The sequence below is a fragment of the Staphylococcus sp. mip270_02 genome (assembly GCF_054031535.1).
Genome location: NZ_CM132934.1, coordinates 2,176,967 through 2,188,914, shown reverse-complemented (window position 1 = coordinate 2,188,914; position 11,948 = coordinate 2,176,967). Strand labels below are relative to the sequence as shown.

Genomic DNA, 11,948 nt, shown 5'->3' with positions numbered 1-11,948 from the left:
TTAAACATGTGGGTATCGGTTGAGCCTGACCTCTTTGAAAGATTATATAACAAAATAGAAAATCATCCATTAATTAATAAGCATGTTGATCATAGAGTTTATGAAGGCGTACAAAAAAATGCAGTTTATCCATATATTGTTGTTGGAGAGACTAATGTTACTCCCGAAGAAACAGCAAATAGTATGAAAGAAGATGTAGCAATTACTATTCATGTATATAGTCAAGCATATAATCGTGATGAGGCCGCTAGAATTATTAGTCTTATTGCCTTTGTAGTGAATAGAAAATTAGATATACCTAATTATGAATTTATTAGAAGTCGTATAAGTGTCCAGCAAGTTATTACTGATATAGATCAGTATACAAAGCATGGCATTTTACGGCTTCTTTTTAAATATAGACATAAAACAAGATATGAAGGAGAGTGAATATTTTGCAGAAAAAGTATATTGCAGCAATTCAAATTGCCGATAAGAAATTAGCTTCTAAATTAACGATTGAAGAGTCTGTGTTACTAGCAAGCCTTGGTGAAGGTGGTCATACAATAAGTAATGATTTAGCTGAAATGATTAAAGGTGATAAAAAAGACTTTTCACGTAATAGCGTAGAGGAAGAAATAAAACTAACTGTTGATAAAGTGCCAGGTGATAAAGGACAAGAAGCATTAAAAGAATCAGTTAAGTTATTTAAACAATTGCGAATTTGGATTTGGGAAGTTCAAAAACGAAATGGTAAACATCATGGAACTTTTGCATATGTAGTAATTGAAGAACATGATTGGTCGTTTGATGACGAGGATGACAAGATTGAAATTACTGCTAAAGTTAAATTTAATAGTGCCGATGGTGAAGTAGATGAATTACCAGAAGAATGGTTAAATCCTAGCGAAGCTGGCACAACTGTTGAGTTTGAAAACATGAATGAATATGAAGGATCATTTGAAGAAAGAACTAAAAAATCAACTGATACTGGAGCATAAAAGGGGCGTATAGCTCCTTTTTATTTTTAAATTTTGAAAAGAGGTATAAAAATGACAAAACAAAATTTTAATCCGATTACAACTTTAACAATCAATGATGAAGAAATAAAAGCACTAGCTACTTTTAATTTTGACATGAAAGCAGGAAAGTTTACTGAAGAACGTGAAGATGAAAAAGGAAAGAAAGAAAAAGTACCAGGATTTAATGTAATTTATAACGGTATTTTATCTAGAGATACAAAATCAATTGCTGATTTTTGGGAATGTGCTACTGCATATTTAGGTAAAAAAGCACCAAAACGTGAAGATATTGAGGATGCATTGATGAAAGTTATTGAAGAAAAAGACGACACTATAGAATTGTTACAAGGTGCGTTAGACATGATGAACAATAGTGGTTTTTTCAAGCAGAAATCACGTGCTTATTGGTCACAGATGAATCAATCTGTACCGATGGTCAAAGAAGAAGAGAAAGAAACAACGAAACACGGAATCGAAATGTTGAAGAACAACTACAAAGAAATCATGGGCGAACTACCTTACTAAATTATTCAGAGGTAAGGCAACTGACAAGCCAGTATATAGGTTATCTTTCAGAAGATGAACTTATGAATTTAGTTCCACATAAATGGAGCGATTGGATTGTCGGGAGACGTCAGGCTTTGATAGATCAAAAAGAATCCATGCTATTTATGGCGCAAGCAAATGGCATGGTTCAAGCAGGTAAAAGATTAACTAAACTACAAAATCAACTTGAACGTGAAAGATACATTGTTCGAGGTGAAGAGGACAAATACGAATTGAAACGTAAGCAAAAACTTGCTCAAAATAAACGGAATAGAGAAAGAGTTATGAGAGGAACTAGAAAATTTTATAATTCTTTAAATAATAGAAATACAAGTCATAAAGGAGGGTGAAAATGGAAAGTAATTTTGTGGCTAAAATATATGCAGTTATCAGAAACTTTGAACGTAATATCAGAAAAGCACAACGATTGGCTAAAACTTCAGTACCTAATGAAATAAATGTAGATGTTACTGCTGATTTAAGAAAGCTACAAAAAAAGTTAACTAGAGCTAAAGGGATACTTACTACCATCCCTCCTCGAAAAGAAGTAGATATAGATGCCAAAGTGAAAAAAGCTCAATACAACATAAAAAAGGTAACTCAAAATTTATATAGATTACCTAACAATAGAAATATTAATGTTGATGCTAATATAACTAAGGCGCAAATCAAATTAAAAAAAGTAACACAATCTTTGAGGACAGTACCTAAAAAGAAAACAATTAAAATTGATGTTGATACAACTTCTACATCAAAACTACAGCGACTGTTTCGAAATGTTGAAACACAAGTTAATCATTTCAAAAATAATGTAGATAGATTAGCTGGAGATATCAAATCATTTGGTATTGTTTTTTCACAAACTTTTAAAGGGATAATGTTAACGTCAATACAAGCATTAATACCTATTATAGCTGGATTAGTTCCAGCGCTATTTGCAGTATTAAATGCAGTTAAAGTATTAACTGGTGGCGTAGTAGCATTTGCTGGAACAGGTGCCGTTGCTTTTGGTGGTTTTGTTGCATATGCAGGAATGGCAATAACAGCAATCAAAATGTTAGAAGATGGAACGATTGAAGCTAGTTCAGCTACGCAAAAATACCAAACTGCTTTAGAAGCAGTTAAAAGTACATGGCAAGATATAGTTAAACAAAATGCAAATGCAATATTTGAATCTATGGCTAATGGTTTAAATACAGTTAAAAGCGCTATGAAATCATTAACACCATTCTTAAAAGGTGTAGCTGACGGTGTGAACGTTGCTAGTAAGAAAATGCTAGAATGGGCAGAAAATTCAAAAGTAGCACAAAAATTCTTTAAAATGATGAATACAACTGGGGTTTCAGTATTCAATAAACTATTAAGTGCATTGGGTCGCTTTGGTGACGCTATAATTAACGTATTTACACAATTAGCTCCTTTGTTCCAATGGTCAGCTAATTGGTTTGATCGCTTAGGACAATCTTTTCAAAAATGGGCTAATAGCGCAAATGGCCAAAATAGTATTAAACAATTTATAGAATATACTAAAAAGAACTTACCTATTATCGGCAACATTTTTAAAAATGTGTTTGCCGGTATTTTTAATTTAATGAAGGCATTTGGACAAAATTCAAATACTATTTTTGAATATTTAGATAAAATGAGTGCAAAATTCCGTAATTGGTCAGAAACCGTTGGAAAATCAGAGGGCTTTAGAAAGTTCATTGATTATGTACAAAAAAATGGTCCAGTTATTATGCAGTTAATAGGTAATATCGTGAATTTATTAGTAGCCTTTGGTACAGCAATGGCACCAATTGCAAGCGCACTTTTAAAAGTAATTACTAAAGTCATAGGGTTTACAGCTGCTTTAATGGAAAATCATCCTTGGATTGCTCGATTGATTGGTATATCAGGTATATTATTGGGGGCGATTTGGTCATTAGCAGTTCCATTGATGGCAGTTAATAGCTTTTTAGGATTGTTCGGAACATCTTTATTAGGTTTAGCACAGAAATTTATTACATCAGGTAACGCAAGTAAGATATTCACTGGGATAATTAATATTCTTAAAGGAGCAATAGGCTTTTTATTAAACCCAATAGGAAATATAGTTAAACTTTTACCATTATTAGGCACTGCATTTACTGCGCTTACAAGTCCTATTGGCATTGTAGTTGGTATCATAGCAGTTTTGGTTGGTGCTATTGTTTATTTATGGAAAACAAATGAAGATTTTAGAAATTTCATCACTAAAATGTGGCAAGATTTGACTAATACTATCGGTGGTGCGATTCAAGGAGTCATTTCATGGTTCCAAGAATTGTGGGCTAGTATTCAATCAACATTACAACCAATAATGCCAATTTTAGAGGTTTTAGGTGAAATTTTTAATAAAATATTTGGTATTCAAATCATGTTGATAATTTCTCAAGTTATTACTGCGTTTCAAGGGTTATGGACTACCATTCAAATTGCGGCGCAATTAATAGGTGCGGCTATTTCAATAGCTGTAAATATAATCATCTCTTTATTTACAGCATTAATTCAACTTTTAACAGGCGATTTTAGCGGAGCCTGGGAGACTTTAAAGAATATGGTAACTACAAATTTACAAATTATTTGGCAAACGATAGTGAATATTTGGGGGATCATTACTGGATTTTTATCAAGTACACTAAATAGAATACTTGGAATTTTCGGTACAAGTTGGCAACAAATTTGGTCAATAGTATCATCAAAAGTTTCACAAATTTGGTCTACTATTTCTGTGAAATTCCAAGAAATAGTAGGAATGATTGGCGAAAAAGTCAGTCAATGGTTATCGAAATTAAGACAAGGTTTTAACGATATGGTTCAATCCGCTGTTGACGGAATGGCTAGATTTTTAGAGCGTATAGTACAAGGTTTCTGGAATGTAGTAAATGCGGTCGGTGATGGAGTATCAAATGCAGTATCAAAAGCGAGAAGTTTTGTATCTGATTTTGTTCAAGCTGGTGTTGATTTAATAGCTGGCATGATTCGAGGCGTTATAGATAAAGCTAAAGATTTAGCACAAGCAGCCTGGGATGCGGCTAAAGGGGCATTAAATGCTGCTAAAAGTGCGTTAGGTATAAAATCACCTTCAAGAGAATTCAAATCTTTAGGTATGTATTCCATGATTGGTTTAGGAAATGGAATTGCACAATATGCTAATAAAGCGGCTAAAGAAAGTAGATTAGCGGCAACGAAAGTAATGGACGCATTTAAAGTAGACTTATCACCTGGCATAACAGAAGGTTTAGGTGGTTCATTGAATAGTGATATAAATGCTCATATGAGTAAAGATGTAAGACATAGCTTAGAAGAAAATAATAAACCAATAGTAAATCTATTAGTTAGAAATGAAGGCGATGCTGAATGGATTAAATCGACTATTGAAGAACTAGGAGCTAGAGAAGCAATCGGAGACAACTTTTAAGGAGGTGGCATATGTTTATAGCACATGATGTAGAAATAAATAAAAATGACGAACTGTATAGGGTTAGTGATAACCCTATCACTGGCCAAAAACTAGAAGTAGTAGAATTCGATGTACAAGGTTCTGAAAAAGAATTAGATTTTAATGAAATTGAGAGAATTAATGGCAGATTTCTTAATTCTAGTGTTGAAAGATATAAAAAAGCAACAATGGTTGTTCGTTATAGTGTTAGTAAGATTGCATATGCATCTCACTTAAAAAATAGTATCCAAAATTTATTTTCTGGCCAATTTTATTTGAGAGAAATGGCAGCTAATGATATCGAGATACCTTTTCAGACTATGCTAGATCCTACACATGAATTTGAGCTTAATTATGTAGATGGTAAACAGTTGTTAGTGGCCTTAGTTTCTAGCATTTCTTTTGATACTACTAAAACTGAAGGTCTAATAACTTTAGAGTTTGAAACAGTTGAATTACCTTATTATGAATCAATTGGTTATAGTACAGATTTAGAAAGTGGAAATGATTTAGATTTATGGGGTATGACTAGCAATATGACTTTTATAAGTAATAGCGATCAAAGGAAGTTTACGTTTTATAATACAGAGAATGATTTTGTTTATTATGCTGGTGACGTACCGATAAATCAATTTAATCAAAAATTTATAGTGGAAATAACTATAGGTGAAAACACAAACCATTTTACATTTGACACTGGATATAAGAGTGAAATGATGACTGTAAAAAATATTGATTTAAAAGAAGGGGACATAATTAAATATGATGGTATACAAACATATAAAAATGGCATCCCTATCAATGGGAAAAAATACGGCACAGGTAATCAACCTTCGTTAGTTCCTGGTTATAATCAATTTCACTTTAATCAAGTTGTTAATAAGGTTGTTTTCAAATTTAAAATGTATTACAGATAAGGAGGATACTTATGCCTATAATAATAAACAGTTTAGTGGGGCGTAGTTTCCCATTATTTGTTAATACAACTACACAGGATAAAGTATCAGAAGAATCAGTATTATCTTTTGAGATTGTTGAAGATGCGTATAATTTTGATTTAGTTACGAGTATATCGACAATGTGGACAGTCACAAATGTAGGTGGAAATGATGATATTAATGAATATAAAATTATTTATATTAAAAAGAGTAGCATTGGTGAAAATCAGAAAGTATATGTTAAAGCTATTAAAAGAGAAATATTTGATTTAAAGGCTAAACGGATACATGAATCTTATACTGGTAGTTTTACTGGAGAAGAATATTTCAAACTTATTTTTAAAGGTAGTGGTTATAACTTTAAACTTTTAAGTAAAGTTTACGCTTCTAGGTTTGAAAATCTAGGTGAAGGTGATTCAAGGCTAGAATTATTTAAAAAGGGTTTAAAACGTTATAATCTTGAATATTATTATGATGAAAAAAAGAGAACATTTTATTTGCAAACGTCTGTAGGTAAGGAAGCTAAATATCGAATAGATACAAAGATTAATGCGAATAATGTGCAATTAGAAGAAGATGCATCAGAACGTTTTACTTATATTAAAGGTTTTGGTGATTTTGATGAAAATGACTCATACATGGAGGGCGCTTTACAAATAACTTATGTTCATCCAGTAGCAAAGGTAATAGGTGAAATACATGCACCGCCTGTAATAGATGGCCGTATTAAACATGAAGATAAGTTGAAAGAAAAAATGGAAAAAATCATTAATGATAGTATTAAAATTTCCGTTTCAACTGATTTTATTCATCTTGAATCATATAAAGAAGCGAAGCCATTGCCAGGCGATATTACTGTGCTAAAAGATTCGGTCAATAATATTAATGATGAGGTTAGAATTGTCGAAATCACTACTAAACGTGATGTTAATAATAAAATCATTAAACAAGACGTAATTTTAGGTGATTTTACATTAACAGAAAGAAATAAGAAAATGGCAAGAAAAGCAGCAAAATATGTTTCGAATTTAAACGTATCATCTACTGAAACACCTGGAAAAAAAGAGCGATTAAGAAATAGAGATATGAATAGATCAATTAAAGCTATTAATAACTTAGTCGAACAAAATGCATCAAAACCAACTAAAAGTGGAAAATCAATAAAAACTAAAAATGGAACTATGACAGTAGACTTTACACCGATATCTAGTATTCGGAATGTAAAGTCTATTTATGTTATCGGGGATTCTGTTGCAAAAGGTTCTGGAGCTAAAGAAAACTTTGGTCAAATGCTCGGTAAAAAAATAAAAGCGAAAGTAACAAATAGCGCTGTTGGTGGTGCTACCATGTCTACAAATAGACCAAATAGTATATATGAACAAGCCTTAAAGATAAAAAATACAGATTTGATTATTGTTCAAGGTACAGATGATGATTGGTTATTTCAAGGCGGTATAGCAATTGGCGAAGATGAAAAAGACTTAAAAACTTATTATGGAGCATTTTATCAAGCAGTAACAGCAATCAAAAATAATAATCCTAATTGTAAGATAGTTTCTATGACACCAACAAGACAATGCCCAGTTGCTAATAACAAAATAAGACGACGCGACACCGATAAAAACAAATTAAATTTAGTTTTGAAAGATTATGTTAATGCCCAAGTTGAAGCGTGTACAGAGTTAGATATTCCAGTTTTTGACGCTTACCGATTTAATTTGATTGATCCATATAATCCTGCGTATAGAGCGAAAAACATGCCTGATGGACTACATCCGAATGAATTAGCACACGAAGTTATCATGTATGAGCTAATTAAAAATTATCATTACTTTTATGATTAAAGGAGGGGCTTTTAGTGACAGAGAAATTAATAACAAGTTTACATGCTATATTTAATGAAAAGTATATAAATCAACATGAATTTAACTATCAAAAGTTAAACCGTTTTATGCAAAACGTTAATTTATATATGTATGCACATGGTAAAACAGATAAGAAAGCACATAATGCCGACCAAATTATTTATCAAAGACAAAGTATTGCAGATTTCTATAAATATTTAGTAGCTAGGTTAAATAATTTAGTTTTAGGGCATAACGGAGACGGAATTAATGAAGTAAAGGATGCACGAGTTGGTAATCAAGGGGTTGTTCATCCAACACTGCATGAAAGACTTAGACATGAAAATTTATATTATACAAAGTTAATATCTGAACTTACAGAAGAAACCAAACAGAATCATGAAGAATTTTTAAATGCAGAATATCGTTTTGATCCACTAAATCAAGAAATGCAATTTATTACTGATTTATCGCCTAGAACTAATGCAGTAATGCAAAGTTTTTGGGTAGATTACCGTACACATATTATATATATGACACAATCCAGACCAGGCGGACATTACATGTTAAGTAGGCTTAAACCTAATGGTCAATTTATAGATAGACTATTAGTAAAAAATGGTGGTCATGGTACACATAATGCTTATAGGTATATTAAAGGAGAGCTATGGATTTATTCGGCTGTTTTAAGTGCTAATAAGAAAAATAAATTTGTACGCTTTAAATATAAAACTGGCGAAATTAAATATGAAGATGAACAAATGCAAGACGTTATGCCTCATGTATTTAATAATCGTTATACAAGTGCTATATATAATTCTAAAGAACAGTTGATGATTTTTAGACGAGAATATACACAACAAGAATTTAAAGATAAGAAATCATTGAATTTTATTGAAATTAGAAGTATTAAAGATATTGATAATAATGTAGACAAAATATTATATAAATTTGATATTCCAGACGTATATACAAGTCCAACACAACCTATGCAAGGTGTTACTTATGATGAGGGTATTCTTTATTGGTATACGGGCGATAGTAATCCTAAAATACCTAATTATTTACATGCATTTGATGTTAAGAATGGTAAACATTTATGGAAGCGAATAGTTACAATTGGTGGTATTGATGGAAACTATGTAGGTGATTTTCAAGAAGCAGAAGGTTTGGCTATGTATTATGATGAAGAAACTGGTAAAAAAGCGCTTTTAGTTGGTGTTACTACTGGACCAGGAAATAATAGGCATCATGAGATACATTCCATTGCACAAAGAGATTTAAATGATAGCTTGAAAAATAGAGCGACGCCCGTATTAATGACTGATACTGGTGGTAGAGCTAAACCTTTACCTGCACAAGGATTTAGCAAGTTAAGTAATGTGACAGAAATTGGCCACTATTATATGTACACTGGTGATACATTGAATATTAAAGACTTTCCTTTAAGTAAAGCGTGGAGAGGGTACGGATGGTTTTTTGATGTTTTGCCAGGTGATATAAATGGTGTTGTCAGACAAGTATTAACTAGATCATCATTTGGTCGTAATACAATGATATTTTCTAGAAATGTGGATGTGTTTACTAATAAAGCATCTGTGGGTTGGAGCTACCATAAAACATATGGTGAAATGTGGGAAACGCCACCTAAGAGCATAAATAAATTGGCTGATTTAAATATACCTGGTTTAGAAATTTATTTAACTGCTGAAGATACAAAACGATTTGTCGATTTTCCATCCAAATATAAAGGGGTCGCAGGTTTTGTATACTTAAGAGTTAAGTTATCACAAAATCAATATAAAGAATTTCTATTCAGAAATAATATAATTTCACCACCTGAAACATTAGAACGTACAACTCAAGGTACTAGAAAATCAAAATGGTTTACTAATGCTGGTAGTTATAAGGAGGTTGGATGATGAAGGAAGAAGCGTTTTTAAAAGATGATAATATAATTCCTTTAGAAGTGACATCAAAATATAAGAGTATCACAGATACTAATATTAGCTTTTTTAATACTGATACAGGAACTTCTGTTTTAAACTTTATAGTTACAAAGAATGAAAAACCATTTGAAATTGGACTTAATAATGCTAAGGCTACAATTGATTTGAAAACAGAGAATTACGGAGCGGAAACTGGCGCACATATATCGGATGATTTGACGTTCATTGATCCAATCAATGGGCGTCTTTCTTATACCTTGCCAGATGATTTTTTAAGATATACAGGGAAGGTATTTGGGCAAGTATTTTTCACTCAAAATGGTAGCAATAACATTATTGTGATGTGTGAGTTTTCATTTAGAATTGATGACGATCAAATTAGTGATTTTGATGGTAAAACTAAATTAGTTTATATTAAAACGCTTAAAGATATAATGGCACAATTTAATGGGGATATATCAAAATTTAATAAAGCATTAGGTGATTTTCCTTCTCTTATAGAAGGTGTAGAAAATAAAGTTAATGAAGGCATAAGCACTATAACTCTTAAGGCTACACAAGTAGAAACAAATTTAAATAATACATTTAATGAACGGGAAAATGAATTTAAAAATAAAACGAATGGTTTTATAGAAAATGTAGTAGTTGTGAAAGATGAAATCAAAGCGTATATAGATACTGCCAAACAAGAAGCAAATGATTTAGGTGTTTTAAAACAAGGTGATGTAGTCAATTATCAAAAATCTAAATTAACTACGGATACAGGAATAGTTGAAGAATTAAACGACGTTACAATACATTCTGTTTTAGAAAATGCCACAACTACAAAATTTGTTCATATCAATAAGGCAACTGATGCTCCATCTGTAAAACCACAAAATGATAATTCTGAAGTTACGCCTAAAGATAATAACAGAGTAGATGCGGAGTATATTGAAAATGATGAAGAAGAATTATCAGATATTCAAATAATCAATTCTATAGCTTCGGGACTATTAGTGATTTATAAATCTGAAAATAATGGCAGAGCCATTTGGTATCCAGATGATTCAAATGAAATATACACATGTTTTTATAAAGACAATATATGGTTGAGTTGGCTGAAAGTTAATGATGAAACTATTACAAGAAATTATATTGAATCTTTTGTAGAAGCTAAAACATCAGAAAACAAGCACTTTATGGAAAATCAATTAAATCTTGCTGCTATACAAAAACATAGGTTAACCGATTCAGAAGGTAATGCAATTAATATAGATTTAGATTTCTCTCAAAGTGAATTAGTTGAATTAAAAACAGCAAACTTTTACGCAGTTAAAGTGCCTGATTTACCAATAGGGATTGAAAACACTGAGGGGTATTTACGTGTTACCGCAAAAGACACTAAGAATAAATTATATGAGTTTACACCTAAAGGAACATCAAAAAATTTAGTTAGAATTTTAAATAATTCAAATTTAAGTAGTTGGAGTACCTTTAATGAAGAAAGAAAAAAAGTGTTATTTGATGGTTCTGTAAATGGTGTAGGTAATGACATTGTTTTAACTGATGATTATACCAAATATGATTTCCTTATTGTTTCTGGTATATATCCTGGAGGAACATTCAATGAGGTGAGTTTAGTATCAATGCCAGGAAGTATTATTGTTTCAAAAAATAATATTCCTGATTCTACTGGCGATGGTGGTGCTTCATATGAAGGTATTATTTCAAAAGTTAATAATACAACTTTACGTATTGCTAATGATGTTTTTTGGGATTTAGGATTACGAAAAGCCTCAGGGGCAAATGCAAATAAATTTACTGTTCAAAAAATAATGGGGTGGAGATAATGGAAATTTTAATTAATGAGTCTAGAGAAATTATAGGTTATGCTCGTGTTGGCCATGTTATAAATGCAATTGAAATTTCTGAGGAAGAGCTACCTTATGATTTTTATAATAATTATGAACCAAGTAAATATATTTATAATGAATATGAAGGTATCATTATTAATCCTAATTATGAGCCACCTAATGAAATTGATTTTACAGGAAGTACAACGGATGAGGTTAAGTTTAAGGAAGATAAAATTGAAGAATTAGAAAAAGAAAATGAGAAACTCAGACAAGAGTTTGAAGAACTAAAGGAATTAGTAGAAAAAGTGATACCTACTGAAGCGTAAAGACTGCAAATAAATTTTGTGGTCTTTTTATTATGCCAATAAA

At 31.3% G+C, this 11,948-nt stretch carries 10 protein-coding genes; all 10 read left to right on the top strand.

Features of this window, described 5'->3' with window-relative positions; genetic code table 11:
* Window positions 1-6: 6 nt before the first annotated feature.
* The 10 genes from ACW5YJ_RS10275 to ACW5YJ_RS10230 all read left to right on the top strand — a co-directional run bounded on the left by ACW5YJ_RS10275 (window position 7) and on the right by ACW5YJ_RS10230 (window position 11,905).
* Window positions 7-429, top strand: coding sequence for a DUF3168 domain-containing protein (locus ACW5YJ_RS10275; protein WP_196583699.1), 423 nt, complete (start codon window positions 7-9; stop codon window positions 427-429).
* 2 nt (window positions 430-431) lie between these two features.
* Window positions 432-980 carry a phage tail protein gene (locus ACW5YJ_RS10270; protein ID WP_196583776.1) on the top strand — a complete coding sequence of 183 codons (549 nt, stop codon included), beginning with the start codon at window positions 432-434 and terminating at the stop codon, window positions 978-980.
* Window positions 981-1,031: 51 nt separating this feature from the next.
* Window positions 1,032-1,526 (top strand): tail assembly chaperone, encoded by a 495-nt coding sequence (locus ACW5YJ_RS10265; RefSeq protein WP_196583698.1) that lies wholly within the window; start codon window positions 1,032-1,034, stop codon window positions 1,524-1,526.
* 62 nt (window positions 1,527-1,588) lie between these two features.
* Window positions 1,589-1,897, top strand: coding sequence for a hypothetical protein (locus ACW5YJ_RS10260; protein ID WP_196583697.1), 309 nt, complete (start codon window positions 1,589-1,591; stop codon window positions 1,895-1,897).
* A 2-nt stretch (window positions 1,898-1,899) separates the two neighbouring features.
* Window positions 1,900-4,989 carry a phage tail protein gene (locus ACW5YJ_RS10255; protein ID WP_196583696.1) on the top strand — a complete coding sequence of 1,030 codons (3,090 nt, stop codon included), beginning with the start codon at window positions 1,900-1,902 and terminating at the stop codon, window positions 4,987-4,989.
* 11 nt (window positions 4,990-5,000) lie between these two features.
* Window positions 5,001-5,927, top strand: a complete 927-nt coding sequence (locus tag ACW5YJ_RS10250) for a phage tail family protein (RefSeq protein ID WP_457338140.1) — start codon at window positions 5,001-5,003, stop codon at window positions 5,925-5,927.
* 11 nt (window positions 5,928-5,938) lie between these two features.
* Window positions 5,939-7,792 carry an SGNH/GDSL hydrolase family protein gene (locus tag ACW5YJ_RS10245; protein WP_457338139.1) on the top strand — a complete coding sequence of 618 codons (1,854 nt, stop codon included), beginning with the start codon at window positions 5,939-5,941 and terminating at the stop codon, window positions 7,790-7,792.
* Window positions 7,793-7,806: 14 nt separating this feature from the next.
* Complete coding sequence (locus ACW5YJ_RS10240) at window positions 7,807-9,714, top strand: phage baseplate protein (protein ID WP_457338138.1); 1,908 nt, start codon at window positions 7,807-7,809, stop codon at window positions 9,712-9,714.
* Window positions 9,714-11,573 carry a BppU family phage baseplate upper protein gene (locus tag ACW5YJ_RS10235; RefSeq protein ID WP_457338137.1) on the top strand — a complete coding sequence of 620 codons (1,860 nt, stop codon included), beginning with the start codon at window positions 9,714-9,716 and terminating at the stop codon, window positions 11,571-11,573. Before ACW5YJ_RS10240 ends, ACW5YJ_RS10235 begins: the two co-directional genes overlap by 1 nt.
* Window positions 11,573-11,905, top strand: a complete 333-nt coding sequence (locus ACW5YJ_RS10230) for a DUF2977 domain-containing protein (protein WP_186335311.1) — start codon at window positions 11,573-11,575, stop codon at window positions 11,903-11,905. Before ACW5YJ_RS10235 ends, ACW5YJ_RS10230 begins: the two co-directional genes overlap by 1 nt.
* Window positions 11,906-11,948: the final 43 nt, after the last annotated feature.